General features: G+C 72.4%; 17 protein-coding genes. 7 read left to right on the top strand and 10 right to left on the bottom strand.

Annotation, left to right across the window (positions count from 1 at the left end; translation table 11 throughout):
* Window positions 1-156: 156 nt before the first annotated feature.
* The 3 genes from ACZ516_RS02335 to panB form a co-directional block, all read right to left on the bottom strand.
* Complete coding sequence (locus tag ACZ516_RS02335) at window positions 157-990, bottom strand: ABC transporter permease (RefSeq protein WP_361080648.1); 834 nt, start codon at window positions 988-990, stop codon at window positions 157-159.
* Complete coding sequence (locus ACZ516_RS02330; RefSeq protein ID WP_361080646.1) at window positions 987-2006, bottom strand: ATP-binding cassette domain-containing protein; 1020 nt, start codon at window positions 2004-2006, stop codon at window positions 987-989. The genes ACZ516_RS02335 and ACZ516_RS02330 overlap by 4 nt, the downstream gene beginning before the upstream one ends.
* Before the next feature lie 779 nt (window positions 2007-2785).
* Window positions 2786-3667, bottom strand: a complete 882-nt coding sequence (gene panB, locus ACZ516_RS02325) for a 3-methyl-2-oxobutanoate hydroxymethyltransferase (protein WP_358590112.1) — start codon at window positions 3665-3667, stop codon at window positions 2786-2788.
* A 211-nt stretch (window positions 3668-3878) separates the two neighbouring features.
* Between panB and ACZ516_RS02320 the strand changes: the two genes are divergently transcribed.
* From ACZ516_RS02320 to ACZ516_RS02305, 4 genes are all read left to right on the top strand, one after another.
* Window positions 3879-5492, top strand: coding sequence for an MFS transporter (locus ACZ516_RS02320; RefSeq protein WP_469008102.1), 1614 nt, complete (start codon window positions 3879-3881; stop codon window positions 5490-5492).
* A 46-nt stretch (window positions 5493-5538) separates the two neighbouring features.
* A complete protein-coding gene (locus ACZ516_RS02315; protein WP_469008101.1) occupies window positions 5539-6147 on the top strand; it encodes a TetR/AcrR family transcriptional regulator in 609 nt (202 codons plus the stop codon).
* A 225-nt stretch (window positions 6148-6372) separates the two neighbouring features.
* Window positions 6373-7401 (top strand): endonuclease/exonuclease/phosphatase family protein, encoded by a 1029-nt coding sequence (locus ACZ516_RS02310; protein WP_361088507.1) that lies wholly within the window; start codon window positions 6373-6375, stop codon window positions 7399-7401.
* Between the two features lie 157 nt (window positions 7402-7558).
* The gene (locus ACZ516_RS02305; protein WP_469008099.1) at window positions 7559-8773 is read left to right on the top strand and encodes an MFS transporter; all 1215 of its coding nucleotides are present in this window, start codon (window positions 7559-7561) and stop codon (window positions 8771-8773) included.
* Between the two features lie 1006 nt (window positions 8774-9779).
* Here ACZ516_RS02305 and ACZ516_RS02300 read toward each other — a convergent pair.
* Entirely contained in the window at window positions 9780-11540 is a 1761-nt protein-coding gene (locus ACZ516_RS02300; protein WP_361081875.1) for an NAD+ synthase, read from the bottom strand.
* Between the two features lie 319 nt (window positions 11541-11859).
* On the opposite strand from ACZ516_RS02300, the gene ACZ516_RS02295 reads away from it, so the two are divergent.
* Window positions 11860-12633, top strand: a complete 774-nt coding sequence (locus ACZ516_RS02295; protein WP_361081873.1) for a DUF998 domain-containing protein — start codon at window positions 11860-11862, stop codon at window positions 12631-12633.
* Window positions 12630-13430, top strand: a complete 801-nt coding sequence (locus ACZ516_RS02290; protein WP_469008097.1) for an alpha/beta fold hydrolase — start codon at window positions 12630-12632, stop codon at window positions 13428-13430. Before ACZ516_RS02295 ends, ACZ516_RS02290 begins: the two co-directional genes overlap by 4 nt.
* Window positions 13431-14023: 593 nt before the next feature.
* Here ACZ516_RS02290 and ACZ516_RS02285 read toward each other — a convergent pair.
* The 4 genes from ACZ516_RS02285 to ACZ516_RS02270 form a co-directional block, all read right to left on the bottom strand.
* Window positions 14024-15076, bottom strand: coding sequence for a LacI family DNA-binding transcriptional regulator (locus tag ACZ516_RS02285; protein WP_358590285.1), 1053 nt, complete (start codon window positions 15074-15076; stop codon window positions 14024-14026).
* A 134-nt stretch (window positions 15077-15210) separates the two neighbouring features.
* Window positions 15211-16845: an extracellular solute-binding protein gene (locus ACZ516_RS02280; protein ID WP_469008096.1), complete on the bottom strand. Its 1635-nt coding sequence runs from the start codon at window positions 16843-16845 to the stop codon at window positions 15211-15213.
* Window positions 16846-16923: 78 nt separating this feature from the next.
* Window positions 16924-17820, bottom strand: coding sequence for a carbohydrate ABC transporter permease (locus ACZ516_RS02275; RefSeq protein WP_469008094.1), 897 nt, complete (start codon window positions 17818-17820; stop codon window positions 16924-16926).
* The gene (locus ACZ516_RS02270; RefSeq protein ID WP_361081865.1) at window positions 17817-18671 is read right to left on the bottom strand and encodes an ABC transporter permease; all 855 of its coding nucleotides are present in this window, start codon (window positions 18669-18671) and stop codon (window positions 17817-17819) included. Before ACZ516_RS02270 ends, ACZ516_RS02275 begins: the two co-directional genes overlap by 4 nt.
* Before the next feature lie 368 nt (window positions 18672-19039).
* On the opposite strand from ACZ516_RS02270, the gene ACZ516_RS02265 reads away from it, so the two are divergent.
* The gene (locus ACZ516_RS02265; RefSeq protein ID WP_469008698.1) at window positions 19040-20011 is read left to right on the top strand and encodes a hydroxyacid dehydrogenase; all 972 of its coding nucleotides are present in this window, start codon (window positions 19040-19042) and stop codon (window positions 20009-20011) included.
* A gap of 410 nt (window positions 20012-20421) precedes the next feature.
* Here the strand turns inward: ACZ516_RS02265 and ACZ516_RS02260 are convergent, their stop codons facing one another.
* Both ACZ516_RS02260 and ACZ516_RS02255 read right to left on the bottom strand, forming a co-directional pair.
* Window positions 20422-21042, bottom strand: a complete 621-nt coding sequence (locus ACZ516_RS02260) for a DUF305 domain-containing protein (protein WP_361081894.1) — start codon at window positions 21040-21042, stop codon at window positions 20422-20424.
* A gap of 32 nt (window positions 21043-21074) precedes the next feature.
* Window positions 21075-21734 (bottom strand): DUF3105 domain-containing protein, encoded by a 660-nt coding sequence (locus tag ACZ516_RS02255; RefSeq protein ID WP_469008093.1) that lies wholly within the window; start codon window positions 21732-21734, stop codon window positions 21075-21077.
* Window positions 21735-21823 lie beyond the last annotated feature (89 nt).

Below are 21823 nucleotides of genomic sequence, written 5' to 3'. Positions count from 1 at the left end.
AAGCGCCTCGCACCCACCACGGTGCTCCGGCGAAGCTGGGCCCATGGCCCTGTGGAGAGCCCGGGCCGCGTACGCCGAGGGCGGCGGGCTCATGCTCGATGAGGCCGCCGCCCTGTGCGCCGTATGAACCTCGGTCTTTCCGGGGGAGCCTGGCGGTCAGTGCTTGGTGCGGAACTTGTGGATCGCGATCGGTGCCATCACCAGCGTGAGCGCCGCCGACCAGCCGACCGTGACCCACACGTCGTGCGCCACGGGGCCGCCGATCATCAGGCCGCGCGCGGAGTCCGCGAGCGAGGACAGCGGGTTGTAGTCGGTGAACGCCTGCAGCCAGCCCGGCATGGACCCGGTCGGCGCGAAGATCGACGAGCCGAACTGCAGCGGCATCAGGACCAGAAAGCCCATCGCCTGCACGGACTGGGCGCTCTTCATCGAGACGCCGAGGACCAGGAAGATCCACATGATGGCCGTGCCGAAGAGCGCGGACAGCCCCACGGCGGCGAACAGGCCGCCCCAGTTCGTGATGTCGAAGCCCACCAGGACACCGACGATCATCATGATCGTCGTCGCGATGAGCAGCCGCATCAGCTCCACCACGATCTTGGCGAAGAGCACCGAGCCCTGGCCGATCGGCAGGGTGCGGAAACGGTCCATGATGCCGTTCTGGAAGTCCTGGTTGAAGCCGGTGCCGACGGCCATGGCGATGTTCATGCTCATCATCGCCATCATGCCCGGCACCACGTACTGCACGTACTGGTCTTGGCCGCCGCCGAGCGCCTGCCCGATGGAACCGCCGAAGACATACACGAACAGCAGCGTGAAGATGATCGGCATCAGCACCGCGTCGAACATCGACTCGGGGTCCTGGCGGATCCACAGCAGATTGCGGCGGACCAGCGCGCCGGTGTGACGGACGTGGCCGCGCAGGCCGATGCGGGCGTCGTCCGCCGTCTGGCCCTTGGTGAGGGGCGGCGCGAGAGTGGTGGTGCTCATACGGCAACCTCCTCGAGTTCGGGGCGGGCGTCCTGCGGGGCGCTGGCCTTCTGGCCGGTGATGGAGAGGAACACCTCGTCCAGGCTGGGCAGTTCGGTGGCTATCGAGCCGATCGTGATGCCGCGCGCGGTGACCGCGTGGACCACGGCGGTCAGCTGCTCGTCGCTGAGGATCGGCACCAGGACCGCGCCGGACTCGACGTCCACCGTGGACGTGGCGAGGCCGGTCAGGCCCAGGTCGTCCAGGGCGTCGGCCAACGGGCGCAGCTCCTGCGGGTCCGCCGGGCGGACGCGCAGGGTGCGGCCGCCGACCTTCGCCTTCAGCTCGTCGATGCCGCCGTTGGCGATCACCTCGCCGCGGTCGATGACCGTCAGCCGCGAGGCCAACTGCTCGGCCTCCTCCATGTACTGCGTGGTGAGCAGCACGGTGACGCCGTCGGCGACCATCCGCTTGACCTCGGACCACACCTCGTTGCGCGTGCGGGGGTCGAGGCCCGTCGTCGGCTCGTCCAGGTACAGGACGGCGGGACTGCCGATCATCGAGGCGGCCAGGTCGAGCCGGCGGCGCATACCGCCGGAGTACGTGCTCGCCGGGCGCTTGGCGGCCTCCGTGAGGGAGAACCGCTCCAGCAGGCCGTCGGCCCGGGACCGCGCCTCCTTGCGGGACAGGTCCAGCAGGCGCCCGATCATGTACAGGTTCTCGCGGCCCGAGAGCTTCTCGTCCACCGAGGCGTACTGGCCGGTGAGGCCGATCACGCGGCGGAGCTGGCGGGGCTGGCGGACCACGTCGTAACCGGCGACGTGGGCGGTGCCGGCGTCCGGGGTGACCAGGGTGGACAGGCAGCGGACGAGGGTGGTCTTGCCGGCGCCGTTCGGGCCGAGTACGCCGAGGACGGTGCCCTCGCGGACGTCCAGGTCCACGCCGTTCAGTGCCTTGGTCTCGCCGTAGTGCTTGACCAGTCCCCTTACGGTGACCGCGCTCCCTGCGCCGTCGGGGTTCTTGTCGATTCGTGTCATGGCCCAGACGGTGTCATGCCCCACCGACAAACCACCGACATCCAGCCGACAGGGCCTTCCCTCTCCGCCGGGCCCTGCCTCGCCCGTTGCCCGGCGTAATCCCCTGCCCCACCGCTCCGCGGCGGATGCCTCCCACCCACCCACCCGTGGCCCGGCGTAATCCCCTACCCCGCCGCTCCGCGGCGGATGCCTCCCACCCACCCACCCGTTACCCCGCGTCATCTCCTGGCCCGCCGCTTCGCGGCGGATGTCTCCCACCCACCCACCCGTTACCCCGCGTCGTCTCCTGGCCCGCCGCTTCGCGGCGGAGGTCCTACGGTTCCGCTCTGTGCGGGGTAAACGGGTGGGTGGGTGGGAGAACATCCGCCGCGAAGCGGCGGGATAGGGCGACCACCCAGGGGCGGAGGGGTGTCGGACGGCCGACGGGGGGGGGCTCAGTGGACCGCGACCCAGCACCTGGGGCGGGAGGCCAACTGGGGCGGACGGCCGACCGGGGGGGAGGGGGGGAGGGGGCAGCGGACCGCTCCGGCGCTGGGGGCAGGCCCACCGCTCAGGGTGAGGAACGGCGACCGGGTGACCGGGGAAGCCTCGCCGCCCAGGGGCGAGGAAGGGCGGGCCGCCGACGGGGGAAGATCGGCGGTCCGCCCTGGCACCACGCTGGCCCGGCCCCGGCGGCAAGGCCAGGCACCGTTCAGTCAGCCAAAGCGCCGCACGGCATACGCGCCGCACGGCATACGCGCCGCACGGCATACGCGCCGCACGACACCCGCGCCGCACGGCTAATGCACCGCATGCTCCTCCGAGGGGAACGCCGCGCCCACCACGTCCTCCGCGAACGCCTTGGCCGCGTCGGTCATGACGCCCCGCAGGTCCGCGTACTGCTTGACGAAGCGCGGCATCTTGCCGCCGGTGAGGCCGAGCATGTCCGTCCAGACGAGGACCTGCGCGTCGCACGCGGCCCCCGCTCCGATGCCGACGGTCGGGATGTGCAGGGAGCGGGTGACCTCCGCGGCCAGCTCCGCGGGGACCAGTTCGAGGACGACGGCGAACGCGCCCGCGTCCTGCGCCGCCTTGGCGTCCCGCACCAGCCGGTGCGCCGCTTCCTCGCCCCGGCCCTGTACGCGGTAGCCCATGGTGTTCACGGACTGCGGCGTCAGCCCGAGGTGGGACATGACGGGGATGCCGGACTGGACGAGGAGTTCGGTCTGGGCCAACGACCGCTCGCCGCCCTCCAGCTTGACCGCGCCGACGCCCGCCTCCTTCACCAGCCGGGTCGCCGAGCGGAGCGCCTGCACGGGGCCCTCCTGGTACGAGCCGAACGGCAGGTCGCCGACGATCAGGGCGCGCGAGGTGCCCCGTACGACCGCGGCCGACAGCATGGTCATCTCGTCGAGGGTGACGGGCACGGTGGTCTCGTACCCGAGGTGGCAGTTGCCCGCCGAGTCGCCGACGAGCATGACGGGGATGCCCGCCTCGTCGAAGACGGAGGCGGTCATCGCGTCGTAGGCGGTGAGCATGGGCCACTTCTCGCCGCGCTCCTTGGCGGCGCTGATGTCCCGCACAGTGATGCGTCGCGTGCCCTTGCCGCCGTACAGCGCCTTGCTGCTGTCGGGGCCTCGCTGGGCGTCGGCGCTCTTGTGGGCAGCCGAAAGCTGCGTCATCGCAACGGCTCCTTCTGTCATCTCGAGGCGCCCTGACGGCGTCCCCGGATCACTCCCATGGTGGCACCGGACACCGCCCGGAGGCTAGTGGGCCCCCACAACGGACGGGCGGCGCACCTCGGACGCGCCTCGGACGCGCCTCGGGCATGCCTCGGTAAAGACCTTCCAATACGAGACGGTCTCGTATTGAAATGGGTTTAGGCTGGATCCCATGTCATCTCCTTCGACCCCTGCCGCACCCGCGCCGACGCCGCCCCGGATACCCGAGGCCGTGCACCGGCGCCGCTGGGCGATCCTCGGCGTGCTGATGCTGAGCCTGCTGATCGTCGTACTCGACAACTCGATCCTGAACGTCGCCATCAAGACGATCTCCACTCCGGAACCGACCGGCCTCGGCGCGACCCAGGGCGAGTTGGAGTGGGCGATAAACTCCTACACCCTCGTCTTCGCCGGCCTGCTCTTCACCGCAGGACTGCTCGGCGACCGGCTCGGCCGCAAGAAGGTCCTGCTCGCGGGGCTCGTCGTGTTCGGCATCGGATCGGCGCTCGCCGCCGAGTCCGGCTCACCCGTCCAACTCATCGCGTTCCGCGCGGTGATGGGCCTCGGCGCGGCCTTCGTGATGCCCGCGACCCTCGCCGTCCTGATGAACGTCTTCGAGCGCGATGAGCAGCCCAAGGCGATCGGCATCTGGGCGGGCGGTGTCGGCCTCGCCATCGCGATCGGCCCGATCACCGGCGGTGTGCTGCTCGACCACTTCTGGTGGGGCTCGGTCTTCCTCATCAACGTGCCGATCGTGCTCGTCGCGGTCGCCCTCATGGTGTGGCTGGTGCCGGACTCGCGCGACCCCAAGCCGGGACGCGTCGACCTCGTCGGCGTCGCGCTCTCCGTCGTCGGCCTGGTCCTGCTCGTCTACGGCATCATCAAGGGCGGCCAGCTCGCCGACTTCACCGACCCCGCCGTCCTCGGCACCTCCCTCGCGGGCCTCGCCGTCCTCGTCGCCTTCGTGCTCTACGAGAAGCGGTGCGACCACCCGTCCGTCGACATCTCGTATTTCAAGAACCGTGTCTTCTCGGCGGCGATCAGCGCCATCGCGCTCGTCTTCTTCGCGCTGATGGGTGTGACCTTCTTCTCCGTCTTCTACACCCAGAGCGTGCGGGGCTACTCCCCGCTGCAGACCGGCCTGCTGATGCTGCCGCTGGCCGTCGCCCAGCTCATCTTCGCGCCGCGCGCCCGCCTGGTCGTCGACCGCTTCGGCGTCCGGGCCGTGTGCACCGGCGGCCTGCTCCTGGTGATGGCCACGCTGGCGTCCTTCACGATCCTCGACGCCGATACGCCGATCTGGATCCTGGAGGTCATCTTCTTCCTGATGGGCACCGGCATGGCGCACATCATGACGCCCACCAGCGTCGTGATCATGCAGGCCCTGCCGCGCGAGAAGGCCGGTTCCGCCTCCGCGCTCAGCAACACCTTCCGGCAGGTCGGCGGCGCCCTGGGCATCGCGGTCCTCGGTTCGGTGCTGTCCACCGCGTACCGCAACGGCGTCGAGGACAAGCTGACCCTGCTGCCCGAGGGCGCCCGGCACACCGCCGGTGAGTCCATCGAGGCCACCCTGGGCTTCGCCGCGAAGCTCGGCCCCCGGGGCGAGCCGCTGGTGACCGCGGCCAACGACTCGTTCCTGCACGCCATGCACATCACGGCGCTGTGGGGCGCGGGCGTCGCCGCGATCGGCACCGTCGTCGTCTTCCTGTTCCTGCCGGGCCGGCTGCCCGCGGCGCCCGGACCGCGGGAGAAGGAGACCGAGGCGGTGGGCGCCTCGGGGCACTGAGGGAGAATCGGCCCGGCAGCCGGCGCGTCACAGATACGGAGAAGAAGTGGTCTACATCGCCAAGGGCAAGGGCGGCGGTCCGGGGCGCCCCCGGAGCGAGGCCGTGGAACAGGCGATCATCGAGGGCGTGGTGCGGCTCCTGGAGGACGGCGTACCGCTCGCGGAGCTGTCCATCGAGCGGATCGCCAGGACCGCGGGCGTCGGCAAGGCCACCATCTACCGGCGCTGGGACGGCAAGGAGGCCCTCTTCGTGGATGTCCTGCGCGTCTTCGAGGAGCCCGACCCGGCGCTGCCCGGCACCTCGATGCGCGACGACCTCGTCTGCCTCCTGGAGGGCCTGCGCAGGCGCGGCCTCTCCATGCGGTCCTCGGCCCTGCTGCACAACGTCTTCGCGCAGATGAAGGCGCTGCCCAAGCTGTGGGACGCCTACCACCGCACGGTCGTCGACCCCCGCCGCCGCGCCACCTGCGACGTGCTGCGGCGGGGGGTCGCGGACGGCGAGCTGCGCGCGGACGTCGACATCGAGATGGCCAACGACCTGCTCGTCGGGCCGATGCTGCTGCGCACGGTCATGCGGCCCGAGGCGACGCTCGACGACGACCTCGCGGAGCGGATCGTGGACACCGCGCTGGAGGGCCTGCGCCCGGCGGCCTGAGCCGGCAATCGCAACGCCGGGTGACGCTCCGGTCGCGGAACCGTGCGCATATGCGCGTTTCGTCACAGCCGGCGTTACCGGCCGCTGTTCAGGAACCCGCCACGCCGCCCTGATCGTCCCAGTGCCTGTACGGCCGTCGCGGACGGCAGGGAAGACACCGATCATCCCCTAGGGTTTCAGGGGCGGACCGACGGTGTGCACGGCAGGCAGTGAGGCGACGAGAGTATGGCGCAGACGTATATGACGGAGACGGGCAGCGGCGGCTCGGAGCCCGAGCGTCCGGGGTCCCGGTTCCGACGTCTGCTCGACGGCTGGCGGGGCGACCCGGACATCTGGCGGCGCGGGCTCGTCACCGCGGGCGCCGCGGTCCTCATCGCGCTGGTGATGCTCTTCCACGCGCAGATCCCGAACGACATCGGCAACCTCGGCAGCCTGATCGAGACGTTCCTGCCGTGGCTCGGCGTCCTCATCCCCGTGCTGGCCGTCGTCGGCGTGGTCCGCAAGTCCGCGACCGCGCTGATCGCCCTGCTCCTGCCGCTGATCATCTGGATCAACTCGTTCGGCGGCCTGCTCGGCGACAAGTCGGGCACCGGCGGCGACCTCACCGTCGCCACGCACAACGTCAACGCGGACAACGCCGACCCGACCGGCACCGCCCGCGACGTCGCCGCGTCCGGCGCCGACGTGATCGCCCTGGAGGAACTGACGGCGGACGCCGTCCCCACGTACGAGAAGGCGCTGGCGGGCCAGTACAAGTACCACGCGGTGGAGGGCACCGTCGGGCTGTGGAGCAAGTACCCGCTCTCCGGCACCGGCCCCGTCGACATCAAGCTGGGCTGGACCCGCGCGATGCGTTCGACGGTCAACACCCCCAAGGGCGACGTCGCCGTCTACGTGGCCCACCTGCCGTCCGTCCGCGTCAAGCTCGACGCGGGCTTCACGGCCAACCAGCGCGACAACAGCGCCGACGCGCTCGGCGAGGCCATCGCCGACGAGCCGATCGGCAAGGTCGTCCTGCTCGGCGACCTCAACGGCACGATGAACGACCGCGCGCTGAACGCGGTCACCTCCCAGATGCGCTCCACGCAGGGCGCGGCGGGCAACGGCTTCGGCTTCAGCTGGCCCGCGTCGTTCCCGATGGCGCGGATCGACCAGATCATGGTCAAGGGCGTCGAGCCGGTCTCCTCCTGGACGCTGCCGGAGACGAGCAGCGACCACCTGCCGATCGCGGCGCGGGTGGATCTCTCCTCCTGACGCCCTCGGATTCCGGTGCCGTCGGCCGTACGGTCGTCGCCTCGCACCGCGGGATGCCTCACGCCACGGAATACGGGGTGCGGGGGAGTTTGTTCCGGAAGTAAACTTACGGATTCCCCTCGCCCGCACCCCCCGCTTCCGTGGAAGGTACCTCTTCATGCCCCTGGCCCTGCTCGCCCTCGCCGTGGGCGCCTTCGGCATCGGCACGACCGAGTTCGTCATGATGGGCCTGCTGCCCGACGTCGCCGACGACCTGCACATATCCATCCCCGCCGCCGGACACCTCGTCTCCGCGTACGCGCTGGGCGTCGTCATCGGCGCCCCGCTGCTCGCCGCCCTCACGGCGAAACTGCCGCGCCGGCGCGTCCTCATCGGCCTCATGGTGCTCTTCGTCATCGGCAACGCGCTCTCCGCCGTCGCCCCCGGCAACACCTCCCTGCTGGCCGCCCGCTTCCTCAGCGGCCTGCCGCACGGCGCCTTCTTCGGCGTCGGCGCGGTCGTCGCCACCGGGCTCGTCGCGCCCGAGCGCAAGGCCCGCTCCGTCTCGCTGATGTTCCTCGGACTGACCGTCGCCAACATCGTCGGCGTGCCGGTCGCCACCGCCATGGGCCAGCAGCTCGGCTGGCGCGCCACCTTCCTCGCCGTCAGCGCGATCGGCCTCGCCGCCATCGCCGCGCTCGCCCTGCTCGTCCCCGCCGACCACGGCCACGGCGACGCGGTCGGCCTGCGCGGCGAGCTGCGGGCGCTGCGCGGCGGGCCGGTATGGCTGGCACTCGGTACGACCGTCGCGGGCTTCGGCGCGCTCTTCGCGGCGTACAGCTACATCACGCCGATGCTCACGGACGCCGCCGGGTACGCCGAGTCCAGCGTCACGGTGCTCCTGGCGCTGTTCGGCGTCGGCGCCACCGCCGGCAACCTCCTCGGCGGCCGCCTCGCGGACCACTCCCTGCGCGGCACCCTCTTCGGCGGGCTCATCGCGCTGGCCGTCGTCCTCGCCCTCTTCCCGCTCCTCATGAGCGCCGGCTGGAGCGCGGCGCTGGGGGTCGCGCTGCTCGGCATGGCGGCGTTCACCACGGGGTCGCCGTTGCAGCTGATGGTCATGGAGAAGGCGTCGGCGGCTCCGTCGCTGGCCTCCTCCGCCAATCAGGCGGCGTTCAACCTCGCCAACGCGGGTGGGGCCTGGGTCGGGGGGCTCGCCCTCGCGGCGGGGTTCGGGGTGACGTCTCCGGCGGGGGCCGGGGCGGTGCTTGCCGTTCTGGGGGTCGTGGTGGCGGGGGTGGCGTATGTGGTGGACCGGCGGCGGCCGGTGGCGGGGCCGGAGCGGATCGTCGCCTCCGGCGCCGTGCGGCGCCGGGAGCGGTCCTCCCACTGACCTCGCGTCTGCGGGGCCGGCCTCTCGGTTAGGGGCGTCCCTGTGTCGTAGCGGGCGTCAGGCGCGTGTGTACCCCGGGGCGTCTCCTGTCCCGTGGTGGGCGCCTCGCGGGCTCGTGTGCGCGGGGCCTTCGGCTGCCGCAGGGGACCTCTCCCGCCGGTTTGTCTGGGGCCGCCGCCTGGCCGGGGGCATCTCTGTCCCGCCGCTGCGCGGCGGTTGTCTCCCACCCACCCGCCCGTTGCCCGGCGTCACCCCCTGCCCCACCGCTGACGCGGCGGATCTCTCCCACCCACCCGTTGCCCGGCGTCCTGCCCTGGCCCGCCGCTGACGCAGCGGATCTTCCCCGCCCACTCGCCCGTTGCCCGGGATCACCCCTGGCCCGCCGCTTCGCGGCGGTTGTCTCCCGCCCACCCGCCCGATTGCCGGCGTCATCCCCTGGCCCGCCGCTTTGCGGCGGATGTTTCCCGCCCACCCGCCCGTTTGCCCGGCGTCATCCCCTGGTCCGCCGCCTTCGCGGCGGCGGGGGTTTCTCCCACCCACCCACCCGTTTACCCCGTATCGGGAGGTCCCGTAGGAGCAGAGGCGGCCCCCGCTCCCACGGCAAGGACTCGACGCGGCGCAATCGGGAGGGCGGGCGGATGCTCCTACGGCAAGGGGCCCGTCCCCGGGCAAACGGGCGGGTGGGTGGGGAACATCTGCCGCGAAGCGGCAGGGCTGTCCCTACGGCGAGGGCCCACGCGGGGCAACCGGGCGGGCGGCTGGCCGTCCGTTGCTCGGCATGCGCTCCTACGGTTCCGCGCGATGCGGGGTAAACGGGTGGGTGGGCGGGAGACATCGCCGCGAAGCGGCGGACAGTCCGTGGGGGCGCCCGACCCCGGGGCCGGGTGGGCGGTTCGTTGCGGGGGCTCGGTTCCGGTGAACCCGTGGGCGGGCGGGGGTGCGGCCGAGGGGGAAGCGGGCGGGTAGGTGGCAGCGGCCGCTGAAGGAGAGAGGGGGGCCGCTTGCCTCAGCCGGAGGCGGTTTCGCGCCAGCGGTTGGTGATGGGGAGCCGGCGATCCTTGCCGAACCCCTTCGCGGAGATCTTCGTACCCGGCGGGTACTGCCGCCGCTTGTACTCCGCCGTATCCACCATCCGCAGCGTCTTCGTGACCAACTCCCGGTCGAAGCCGGCGGCCACGATCGCGTCGGCCCCCTGGTCCCGGTCGATGTACAGCTCCAGGATCCCGTCGAGGACGGGATAGTCGGGGAGCGAGTCCGTGTCGACCTGGTCGGGCCGCAGCTCCGCGCTCGGCGGCTTGCTGATGGAGTTCTCCGGGATCGGCGGCGTCTGCCCCCGCTCCAGCGCCGCCCGGTTGCGCCACCGGGCGAGCCGGAAGATCGACGTCTTGTACACGTCCTTGATGGGGCCATAGGCGCCGACGGAGTCGCCGTAGAGCGTGGAGTAGCCCACCGCGAGCTCGGACTTGTTGCCCGGCGCGAGCACGATGTGCCCCTCCTGGTTGGAGAGCGCCATCAGCATCGTGCCGCGCAGCCGCGACTGGAGGTTCTCCTCGGCGAGCCCGGTCAGCCCGAGCGAACCCATGTACGCGTCGAACATCGGCGCGATCGGCACGGTACGGAAGTTGAGCCCGGTGCGCCGCGCCAATTCCTCCGCGTCGGCGATGGAGTGGTCGGAGGAGTAGCGGGACGGCATGGCGACGCCGTACACGTTCCGGGCGCCCAGCGCGTCGCAGGCGATGGCGGCGGTGATCGCCGAGTCGATGCCGCCGGAGAGCCCGATCAGGACGCTGCTGAAGCCGTTCTTCGCGGCGTACGCGCGCAGGCCCACGACCAGCGCCGAGTACACCTCCTCGTCGTCGTCGAGCCGCTCGGCGTACCCACCGGTGAGTTCCGCCTCGTACGCGGGCACCGGCTCCTCGGAGACCGTGACGTGCTCGACGCGCAGCCCGTCGTCCACGACGCCGGACGGCGCGGCGGGCGCGGCGGCGGGCAGGTCGAGGTCGAGGACCACGCAGCCCTCCGCGAACTGCGGCGCCCGCGCGATGACTTCGCCGTTCTTGTCGACGACGATCGAGTCCCCGTCGAAGACCAGCTCGTCCTGCCCGCCGATCATCGCGAGGTAGGCGGTGGTGCAGCCGGCCTCCTGGGCGCGCTTGCGGACCAGTTCGAGCCGCTGGTCGTCCTTGTTCTGCTCGTACGGCGAGGCGTTGATGGACAGCAGCAGGCCGGCCCCGGCGCTGCGGGCGGCCGGCACGCGGCCGCCGTCCTGCCAGAGGTCCTCGCAGATGGCGAGGGCGACGTCGACGCCGTGCACGCGTACGACCGGCAGCGTCTCGCCCGGCACGAAGTAGCGGAACTCGTCGAAGACGCCGTAGTTGGGCAGGTGGTGCTTGGAGAAGGTCAGCACGACCTCGCCGCGGTGCAGCACGGCGGCGGCGTTGCGCGGCGCGCCGGCGGGCTGGCCGTAGCGCGGCTTGGCCTCCTCGGTGCGGTCGAGGTAGCCGACGACGACCGGCAGCTCCCCGAATCCCTCGTCGCGCAGCCGGGCGGCGAGCGCGTGCAGCGCGTCCCGCGAGGCCTGGACGAAGGACGAGCGCAGGGCGAGGTCCTCGACGGGGTACCCGGTCAGCGCCATCTCGGGGAACGCGACGAGATGCGCCCCTTGCTCGGCGGAGTGCCGGGTCCAGCGGACGATCGCCTCGGCGTTCCCGGCGAGATCGCCGACGGTCGAGTCGATCTGGTTCAGGGCGAGACGTAGTTGAGGCACGCGCCCAGTGTAATCGTCAGAGCGACGCGATGCCTGGCGGCCCGAGGTCGCCCCCGTGGGCTGACTCGTGGGCTGTCCTGGTGGGCTGTCCTCGTGGGGTGTCCTCGCCACGAGGTGGGCCCTGCCCCCGGCCGGGTGTCCGACGACGTGCGGGCTCCCGGCCCTGCGTCGATCATGAGCGCATGACGATTACGGACGAAACGGGGTGTATCGGGGTCGGTCGCCGTGTCGACTCCCCGCCGGAACCGGGCAGCACCGTCCCACCACCCGCCGCGCGGATCCCGCCCTCGACGCCTGCCCGCACGATCGGCGGCCTGACATGAGCCCCGCGAACTCCCCCTCCACCACCGCGGCCGCCCGCATGCCCCCGCAGCGGACCGGGCCGCCGCACGACGGCCCCCGGCGACCCGCCGTCGCCCATGCCGCCTGCTCGGCGCTGCTGCTGCTCGGCGCGCTCCTCTACACCACCTGGACGGTGGAGACGCTCCTGCCCACCCGCCTCTCGCCCCTTCGGACGTACGTCAGTGAACTCGCCGCCACCGACCAGCCGTACGGGACGTTCTTCCGCTCCTTCGACCTGCTGGCCGGGCTCCTCGTCCTCGCCGGGGCGCTGAGCGCGCTGGGGTGGCTGCGGTGCCGGGGGCGGGCCGCGGCGGGCTGGACCGGGATCGCCCTGTTCGGGGCGGCCACGGCGGTCGACTCACGGCTGCCGCTGAGCTGCGCGCCCACCGTCGACGCCGGGTGCCTCGCGCGGCAGGCGGCGGGCGACGTCCCCTGGACGCATACCGCGCACACCGTCAGCAGCGGCCTGGCCGTCGCCGGGGCGCTGGCGGGCATGGTGCTGCTCACCGTCGTCGCGCGGCGCGAGCCCGCCGTATGGCCCGCCCTCGCGCGGAGCGGGCCCGTCCTTCTCGTCCTCGAACTGGCCGCCACCGGGTGGACGCTGGCGTCCGTCGCCGCGTTCGAGTCGGGGCACGGGACCTGGGGGCTCGGGGGCGGGCAGCGGCTCCAGGTGCTGTTCATCGCGGTCTGGATCGCCGTCCTCGCATGGTCCCTCGCCGCCGCCGCGGCATCGGCCGCCCGACGGGGATGACCTTCGTACGCGTCGACGGAGTGCCGCTGCACGTCGAGGTGACGGGCAGCGGCCCGGTGTGCGTGCTGAGCGCCGGGCTCGGACTCGGCTGGTTCGACTGGGACCCGGTGGTGCCGCTGCTGGCGCCGCACCGGACCGTCGTCCGCTTCGACCGGCCCGGACTCGGGCTGAGCGGGCACGCGCGCGTGGCGCCCACGTTGCGCGGGGAGGCGGAACGGATGTCGCGGGTGCTGGAGGGGGTCGGCCTCGGCGGGGAGCGGGTCACGGTGGTCGGGCACTCGCTCGCCGGATTCCACGCGGAGGCGTTCGCACGGCTGTATCCGCGGCGCACGGCGGGCCTCGTCCTCGTCGACTCCAGCGTCGAGGAGCGGCCCCGGGTGCGGGTGCCGCGCCGGCTGCGGGTGGCGCTCGCGCGGGTGGGCGGGGCGGTGCTGTGCGGGGCGGGGGTGCCGCGGGCGGTGGGACCCGGGCTGCGCGGGCTGGTGGCGCCCACGCCGTGGGCCGGCCTCTACGGGGCGGGGCGGGTGTGGCGGGCGATGCTCATGGAGTACGTGACCTACGGCGACGTCGCGGTGGAGCTGGCGGAGCTGCGGCGGGCCGCGCCGTTGCCCGGCGGGGCGCCTGTGACGGTGCTGGCCGCTTGGGCGGGGGGTTCGGGGGAGTGGGTCGGGCGCCAGCGGGGGCTGGCCGGGGGCCTTGGTGGGGGGTTTCGGCTGGCGTGGCCCTCCGGGCATCTGGTGATGCGGGATCTGCCGGGGGGTGTGGCGGAGGCGGTTCTCGCGGGGGCGCGGAGGTAGCGGGGGCTTTCCGAGGGGCCTGGGGCCCCTCGGGGCGCCGGCTCGCCGCTTTCCTGGCGGCCGTTCTGTCCCGCCGCTTCGCGGCGGATGTCTCCCACCCGCCCGCCCGTTGCCCGGCGTAGGCCGGGAGCCGTAGGGGCGACGTTCCTGTTCCCTGTTTGCCGGGTGGCGGTCCCTTTGTCCCGCCGCTTCGCGGCGGACGTTTCCCACCCACCCGCCCGTTGCTCGGTGTAGGCCGGGTGCTGTAGGGGCGACGTTCCTGTTCCCCGTTGGCCGGGTGGGGGTGTTCTGTGCCGCCGCTTCGCGGCGGGTGTTTCCCACCCACCCGCCCGTTGCTCGGCGTAGGCCGGGTGCTGTAGGGGGACCTCTGCGGACGCGGTGGTCGGTGGGGGCCGTTCCGGCCTGTCCCCGCTCGCCTGCCCGTTACTCGGTGCCCGCCGGGCGGGGCCCGTTACTCGGTGCCCGTCGGGCGGCACCCACCCGGCCCCCACCGACTACCGGCCGCCCCTGCGGCTCCCGCCCGACGCGGGGTAAACGGGTGGGTGGGAGACATCGCCGCGAAGCGGCGGCCTGGAGGGGGGCGTCACCGCCCCCTACCCGCCCCGAACCCCCCTGACGCTGTCGCGGACGACGATATGCGTGCCTAGGAGGTGACGTTCCTGCGCCGTGCGAGGGAGATCCCCCGCGAGGGCGCGGCGGACCGCCGTGCGGCCCATTTCCTCCGCGGGGATGTGGACCGTCGTCAGACCGGGCGTGATGTCCGCGGCCACGGGGTCGTCGTTGTAGCCGACGACCGACATGTCCCGGGGGACGTCCAGCCCGTACTCCCGCAACGCGACGACCGCCGCCGCCGCGGCCCGGTCGTCCCCGGCGAAGACCGCCGTGAAGTCCGGTTTCCCGTCCGCCGCCGCCAGCAGCTCCCGCATCGCCCGGTAGCCGTGGTTGCGCCCGAACCCGACGCCGTGGAGCAGCGTTTCGTCGCGCGGCACCCCGTGGTCGGCGAGCGCCCGGAGGTAGCCGGCGAGGCGCGCCTCGCCGGTGGTGTTCCCCGGCTGGTAGCCGAGCAGCGCGATCCGCCGGTGTCCGGCGCCCAGGAGGTGGCTGGTCACGGCATGGGCGCCGGCCTCGTTGTCGTACTCGACGACCAGCGCGGGCACGTCGGGCGCCGGCGCCGGCCGCCCGCACAGGACGAGCCGGGAGCCCGCCGCCGCGAGGACCTGCGCGTAGCGGGCCATCCGCTGCCGGTACTCGTCGTCCTGCGTGACCCCGCCCACCAGCACCACGGCCTCCGCGGCCTGCTCCCGCATCATCTGGACCAGCGCCAGCTCGCGCGCGGGGTCGCTGCCGGTGGAGGCGACCAGGGTGAGGCGGCCGTGCTGGGCCGCCTCCATCTCCACGCCCTGCGCGACCTGCGCGTAGAACGCGCCGACCACGTCCAGCATCAGCACCGCGATCGTCTTGCGCCCGGCGCCCGCCAACGCGCGCGCGTGCGCGTTGGCGACGTAGTCGAGGTCCTTGACCGCCCGCAGCACCTTGGCGCGTGATGCCGTCGACGTCGGGTAGTTGCCCGCGAGGACCCGCGAGACGGTCGCCACCGACACCCCCGCCCGCGCGGCCACATCACGGATGGTGACCCGATCCCCCACTGTCTCTCCCTCGCCTCACACCCACCCGGCGTCCACCGGCACACCCGGCGCCCACGGCGCACCCCGCATCCACCGGCGCACCCCGCGTCCGCCGACGCGCGCCCGGGCCCATCATCCCGCGCCCGGACCCCGGTTCAGTGCGCGGCCTCGTACTCCTTCGAGAACTCCTCGGCGGACCGCTCGCCGCCCTGGGCGCGCCACTTCTTGTAGATGCCGTCCCAGTCGGAGAGCTTCTTGCGGCCGGCGACGATCGCCGTGACGCCGTCGGTGATGATCTGGTCCAACGTGGCGGACTGCCGGTTGTACGTGTCCGACATCAGGCCCCAGTGGTCGTCGGGCGCCAGCAGCGGCACGACCTTCTTCTGCCAGGCGTGCAGCCGCTCGGTGAGGTCGGGGAAGCCGGGGAGGTACAGCGGCTGCGGCGCGTCCATCAGGTAGGGGAAGGGCAGGTTGGTGCGCGAGTCGACGAGGCCGAGTTCGGTGGCGACGGGGTCGCCCGTCCCGTCGTACCTGAAGTGGGTGCCCTCGACGCCGTAGTGCGCCAGCTCGTACTCCTTCGAACCGAACGGCGAGGCCAGCCAGTTCAGTACGCGCAGCATCAGCCGGATGCGGTCCTTGGCGGCCTTTTTGACGACGGTGTAGCCGAAGCAGCCCCGGCTCTGCTGGTAGACGGGGGTGACGCCGTCGACCGCGTAGGGCTCGGCGACGTCGAGGGTGAACCGGTCCTCGATGGCCTGGGCGTTGGACGTCACGGCGCCCCAGCCGTCGGTCATCGAGCGGACGGTGCCGTTGTGGAACTGCGTCTTCAGGTCCACCTGGGAGACCGAGGTGGCGTCGGAGTTGTACGAGCCGTCCCGGCGCAACCGTGCCATGTACTCCAGGGCGGCCTTGAACGCGTCGGTCCCGTACATGTCGACGGCCTTGCCGTCCTTGATCCGCCACTGGTTGGGCGCCCCGTGCCACATCGCGTGGTAGAGGTAGCCGAAGAAGCTGGCGGTGGACGCGCCGAGGGCCGACTTCCGGCCCCGCGAGGCCTCGTGGGCCATGGCCCGGAAGTCGGGGGCGGACATGCCGGGCCGGTACCCGGCCCGGTCGAAGGCCTCGCGGTCGATGAACATCGCGCCCTGCACCTTGGCGCGTTCGACGGGCAGTCCGTAGATGCGCCCGGCGATGCGGCCCATGCCCTCCCAGGCGTACGTGGGGATGGCGGCGAGGTTCGGGTAGTCCTCGACCGCGTCGCCCGACAGGTGCTCGCTCAGGTCGGCGCACCGCGACCGCACGAACTGCGACTCGCGCGGCAGGACGTACCCGCCCCCGAAGTTGATCATGTCGGGCAGGTCGTCGCCCGACATCAGCGTCGCCATCTTGGCGCGGAAGTCCGCATCGGGCACGACGGTGAACTCGACCTCCACGCCCAGCGCCTCGTTCACCGCCCGCCAGTACGCGTTCCGGCCGGCCGGCCTCGGCGGGGTGCCGTAGGTGATGGTCATGACCTTGATCTTCTGCTTGCCGGTGCCCGGCTTCTCCGCGACCGCCCGGACCAGTTTCCCGGGGTACTTCGTGTAGCCGGCCTGCACGCCGGCGGCGGTCGGCGCCAGGTCGGGGGCGGGGCCCCGGGCGGGCGTGAAGGTGGGCCAGGGGACCGCCTTCTTGCCGGCGTTGGAGACGCCCGCGCCGGTGGAGCCGGTCGAGCAGGCGGTGAGGGCGGACGGGGCGGCCAGGGCGGCGCCGCCGACGGCCATGGAGCGGAGCAGGGTGCGCCGCGACATCGAGGAACCGGACACGGGGATGAGCCCTTCTGTACGGCGGGTCGGAAAACGATCCAGGAGGGGGCGTCGGGGGAGAGGTCAGCTCTTGATGGCGCCGGTGAGCACGCCTTTGGTGAAGTACCGCTGGAGGAAGGGGTAGACGAGCAGGATCGGCGCGGTGGCGATCACCAGGACAGCCGTCCGCGTCGTCTGAGGGGCGGAGACCTGGCCGGCCTCGCTCAGCCCCGTGTCGGCGATCTGCGAGCCCCCGATGACGTACGTACGCAGCACCTGGGAGAGCGGCCAGTGGTCCGACTCCAGGTAGATCGAGGCATGGAACCAGGCGTTCCAGTAGCTCACCGCGTAGAAGAGGGACACCACGGCGAGGGCCGCCTTGGAGAGCGGCAGCACCACCCGCCACAGGATGTGCCAGTCGCCCGCCCCGTCCAGCCGGGCCGCCTCGTACAACTCCTCCGGTATCCCCTGGAAGAAGCCGCGCAGCACGATCAGGTTGAAGACGTTGATCAGTACGGGCGCGATGAGCGCCGCGTAGGTGTCCCTCATTCCCATGCCGTTGACCAGCAGGAACGCCGGAATCATGCCGGGCGGGAAGAGAAAGGTGAACAGGATCAGCAGGAGCACGGGCCGGGCGCCGTAGACCCCGGGGCGGGCGAGGGCGTACGCGAGGAACGTGGTGCAGGCCAGTGAGAGCAGGGTGCCGACGGCGGTGAGGGCGACACTCACGCCGAGCGCCTTGGTGACGACGCCGCCGCTGAGGACGGCCCGGTAGGCGCCCAGGGTCGGATCGCTCGGCCAGAGGACCCAGCCGCCGTTGTCCACGACCTCGCGGTGGGAGGCCAGCGAGGTGGAGACGATGACGAGGAAGGGGATCAGGACGAGGCCGAGCACGATCGCGAGCGCCACCGCCTTGGCGGCCTTCGTCGCGAACCTCGGCTGCTCCGCCCAGGCGGGCCTGGTGACCTGGTCGGTACTCACTTGTAGACCCCCTGCTCGCCCAGCCGGTGGGCGATCCGGTTGGCGGTGAAGACGAGCGCCGCGCCCACGGCGCCCTTGAAGAGACCGGCGGCCGCCGCGTATCCCGTGTCGCCGCCGACGATGCCCTGCCAGAAGACGAAGGTGTCCAGGACCTCGCCGACCTCCGGGCCGACCGACTGCCGTTGCAGCAGCATCTGTTCGAAGCCGACGGAGAGGATGTCGCCGAGCCGCATGATGAGCAGCAGGACGATGATCGGCCGGATGCCGGGCAGCGTGATGTGCCAGAAGCGACGCCAGGGCCCGGCCCCGTCGATCGCCGACGCCTCGTACAGCTGCTCGTCGACCTGCATGAGCGCGGCGAGGAAGATGATCGTCCCCCAGCCGGCGTCCTTCCAGACCACCTCGATCACGACGAGCGGCCGGTACGCGTCCGGATTGCCGATGATGTCGACGGTGTGCAGCCCGGCGTCGCCGAGCGTGGTGTTCAACAGGCCGGTGTCGCCGAGGACTTGCTGGAAGAGGGCGACCACGACGACCCACGACAGGAAGTGCGGCAGATAGATCACGGACTGCGTGAAGCGGCGCAGCAGGTCCGAGGTCAGGCTGTGCAGGAGCAGGGCGAGGGCGAGCGGCGCGGGGAAGAAGAAGACGAGCTGGAGCACGGCGATGAACAGGGTGTTCCAGGTGGCGTGCCAGAAGTCCGGGTCGCCGAACATCCGCTCGAAGTTCGCGCCGCCGACCCAGGGGCTGGCCCACAGGCCGTCGAAGGGGACGTACTCCTTGAAGGCCACCGCATTGGCGATGAAGGCGCCGTAGTGGAAGACCAGGAAGTACGCCAGTCCCGGCGCCATGAGCAGCACCAGGAAGCGGGTGCGCTGAAACCGTTTACGCGGTGTGTCCTGGCCGGATTTCGCGCCTCTTGCCCCATTATCGTGCCTGTCGGGCGGCATCACCGCCTCGGATTCCGCCCGGTCCTTCGTCACCGTCGGCACGGCAACCCCTCCCTCGTCGGAATAAGGTGCCCGGAATCTAAAGCGGTTACTGTCCACGGTCAACCCCCTTTGCCGAGCGGTCCCTTGACCGGATTCACTGCTTGGTCCTAGCCTCCGAGCACTGCTTGGTAACCGGTTACTACGAGGGATGGTCGCGCGTGACGGAGCAGGCGGAGGGGGCGGAAGGGGCGGCGGGAGTCGACGGCAGACCGGTGGTGGCGCTGGCGATGGGCGCCGAGGTCGCGGACCGGGTCTTCCCGCCGGATCTGCGGCAACGGCTGGCGGCCCGCGTACGGTTGGAGCCCGAGGTCCTGTCCGGAGCGCTCACCGGCGAGGCGGCGCGGGCGGTCCTCGCCCGGGTGGAGATCCTGGTCACCGGCTGGGAGTGCCCGCCGCTGACCCCCGAGGTCCTGGCGCACGCGCCCCGCCTGCGGGCGGTCGTCCACGCGGCGGGCTCGGTCAAGCCCCTGGTGACGGACGCGGTGTGGGAGCGGGGCATCGCCGTCTCCTCGGCGGCGGACGCCAACGCGGGCCCTGTGGCGGCGTTCACGCTGGCGGCCATCACGTTCGCGGCGAAAGGGGCGCTGCGGACCGCCGCCGGGTACGTGGCCGGGCGACCGTCGTTCGCCGAGCGCACCGGCGCGGACGCGCGCACCATCGGCGTCATCGGGGCGTCCCGCATCGGGCGCCGGGTGATCGCGGCGCTACGGGCCTCCGGCGCGGGGTACCGCATCCTGCTCACGGACCCGTACGTGACGCCCGCCGGGGCGCGGGCGCTCGGGGTCGAGGCGGTGACGCTGCCCGAACTGTGCGCGCGCAGCAGCATCGTCACGGTCCACGCCCCACAACTGCCCTCGACGCGAGGCATGTTGAGCGGGGCCATGCTCGCGCTGATCCCGGACGGGGGCGTCGTCATCAACACGGCGCGGGGGGCGCTCATCGACACGGAGGCGCTGGCGCGGGAGTGCGGGTCGGGGCGCCTCGACGCGTTCCTGGACGTCACGGACCCCGAGCCGCTCCCACCGGGGCACGCGCTCCTCGCCCTGCCCAACGTGCTGGTCACCCCGCACATCGCGGGGGCGCAGGGGAGCGAGGTGCGGCGGCTCGGCGCGTACGCGGTCGCCGAGGTCGAACGCCACCTCACCGGCGAGCCCCTCCAGGGCCGCCTCGACCCCCGGGACCTGCCCCGCCTGGCGTGAGCGTGGGAGGCCCCGGGGGCCGGGACAGATGTCTGACCCGGAGCTTTAGGGGCCCCGGCGGCCAGGTCCGGGGCGCGGGCAGCGGTCGGCCGGTCCCGTGCTGCGGGGGACTTCGTGTCTTGGCGTTCAGGGTCCTCGACGGCCCTGTGCCCGGGCGTGGGCAGCGGTCGGACGGGCCCGGGCTGCGGGGACCTCGTGTCTTGGCGCTCCTGGTGCTCAGTGGCCCTGCGCGCAGGCGTCAACAGCGGTCAGCAAGCCCCGCCCTGGGGCGCCCCCGCCCCCGCCCCGGCGCCCCGGCCCCCGGACGACCCCCGGCCCCCGGACGACCCCCGACCCTCGGACGACCCCCGGCCCCCGGACGACCCCCAGCGCCCGGATGCCCCCCCCCGCGTCTTGGGCGGCCGGAGTTCTCAGCCGGCCGGCGGCTTCGCGCCTCGTGCCCTCAGCAGGTCCGCCAGGAGCGTGATCTCCGACGTCTGCGACTCCACCATGCCCCGGGCCAGGCGCCGCTCGACAGGCACCTCGCACCGCTTCACACAGCCCTTCGCCATGTGCACCCCGCCCCGGTGGTGCCGCGTCATCAGCCGCAGATACTGGACCTCCGCCTCCTTGCCCCGCAGCTTCTCCAGCCGGGACAGTTCCGTGTTCGTCGCCATCCCCGGCATCAGCGCCCCGTCCTTGCCGGGCGGCGCGTCGCCCATGCCCATCCACTCCATCGGCGCCCGTTCCGGCACCTTCGGCAGTTCCCACAGGTCCAGCCAACCGAGCAGCATGCCGCGCTGGTTGGCCTGCGTCTGGGCGATGTCGTAGGCGAGGCGGCGCACCTCCTCGTCGTCGGTGCGGTCCCGCACGATGTACGACATCTCGACGGCCTGCTGGTGGTGGACGGCCATGTCCCGCGCGAAGCCCGCGTCGGCCGACGCGCTGTCCGGCGCGCCGGCGGCGTCGGACGCGCCGTGGTCGGACGTCGTGGCGACGGCCGCCGTGAGGCCGCCCGCGAGGACGGCGGCCGCCGCGAGCGAACCGACCATCCAGTGCGTGCGGCGGCGCCCGGCGGGGACCCTCACCGGGCCAGCCCGCGCGTGCACGCGGCGCCCGGCTCGGGAGTCTGCTTGCCCTGCACGTACCGGGAGAAGAACTCCTTGACCTTCGGGTCGTCCGCGCCGCTCACCGTCCGCTGGTGCGCCCACGCGGTCAGCATGACGGGGTCCTTCTGGTCCTCGACGGGGCTCATCAACGAGTACGGCGTCGCCTTGACCTTCGCCGCGAGCTTCCTCACGTCGGCCGGGTCCGCCTTGTCGTTGTACGTGACCCACACCGCGCCGTGCTCCAGGGAGTGCACGGCGTTGACCTCCGGCAGCTCCTTGTCGTAGACGTCGCCGTTGCAGTTCATCCAGGCCTGGTCGTGGTCGCCGCCCACCGGCGGGGTCATGGGGTAGTCGACCTGTTTGGTGACGTGCTTGCGCCCCAGCTTGCCCCAGACCTTCTCGCCGTCCTCGGTGACCTTGTACGCGGGCCAGGGCTTGGAGTCCGCCTTGTCGGCCGAGCCGTCCGACGTGTGGGAGAAGAGGAGGAAGCCGCCCACGCCGAGCGCCGCGACGGCGACCGCGCCGCCGACGACGGCCAGGACCCGGTTCCGCCGCTCCCGGGCGCGGTCGGCCTGGCGCATCTCCGCTATCCGGTCCTTGCGGGAGGGGGTGCTCGTGTTCTTGGCGGAACCCATGGTGTGTCCTTCTGCGCGGGGGAGGGACGGGACGACGAACGAGTCCGCTGATCGTAAGGCGAGGACGCCCCGGCTCACAGGGCTTGTGC

The organism is Streptomyces sp. NPDC034037, from assembly GCF_055575715.1.
Note: the sequence above shows the minus strand (reverse complement) of the source record. Positions and strands in the feature narration are given on the sequence as shown.

Excerpts from the sequence above, each read along its gene's own strand:
- ACZ516_RS02335 (WP_361080648.1), bottom strand. The coding sequence starts at position 990 with ATGAGCACCACCACTCTCGCGCCGCCCCTCACCAAGGGCCAGACGGCG.
- ACZ516_RS02330 (WP_361080646.1), bottom strand. The coding sequence starts at position 2,006 with ATGACACGAATCGACAAGAACCCCGACGGCGCAGGGAGCGCGGTCACC.
- panB (WP_358590112.1), bottom strand. The coding sequence starts at position 3,667 with ATGACGCAGCTTTCGGCTGCCCACAAGAGCGCCGACGCCCAGCGAGGC.
- ACZ516_RS02320 (WP_469008102.1), top strand. The coding sequence starts at position 3,879 with ATGTCATCTCCTTCGACCCCTGCCGCACCCGCGCCGACGCCGCCCCGG.
- ACZ516_RS02310 (WP_361088507.1), top strand. The coding sequence starts at position 6,373 with ATGGCGCAGACGTATATGACGGAGACGGGCAGCGGCGGCTCGGAGCCC.
- ACZ516_RS02305 (WP_469008099.1), top strand. The coding sequence starts at position 7,559 with ATGCCCCTGGCCCTGCTCGCCCTCGCCGTGGGCGCCTTCGGCATCGGC.
- ACZ516_RS02295 (WP_361081873.1), top strand. The coding sequence starts at position 11,860 with ATGAGCCCCGCGAACTCCCCCTCCACCACCGCGGCCGCCCGCATGCCC.
- ACZ516_RS02290 (WP_469008097.1), top strand. The coding sequence starts at position 12,630 with ATGACCTTCGTACGCGTCGACGGAGTGCCGCTGCACGTCGAGGTGACG.
- ACZ516_RS02280 (WP_469008096.1), bottom strand. The coding sequence starts at position 16,845 with ATGTCGCGGCGCACCCTGCTCCGCTCCATGGCCGTCGGCGGCGCCGCC.
- ACZ516_RS02270 (WP_361081865.1), bottom strand. The coding sequence starts at position 18,671 with ATGGCGCCGGGACTGGCGTACTTCCTGGTCTTCCACTACGGCGCCTTC.
- ACZ516_RS02265 (WP_469008698.1), top strand. The coding sequence starts at position 19,040 with ATGGGCGCCGAGGTCGCGGACCGGGTCTTCCCGCCGGATCTGCGGCAA.
- ACZ516_RS02260 (WP_361081894.1), bottom strand. The coding sequence starts at position 21,042 with ATGGTCGGTTCGCTCGCGGCGGCCGCCGTCCTCGCGGGCGGCCTCACG.
- ACZ516_RS02255 (WP_469008093.1), bottom strand. The coding sequence starts at position 21,734 with ATGGGTTCCGCCAAGAACACGAGCACCCCCTCCCGCAAGGACCGGATA.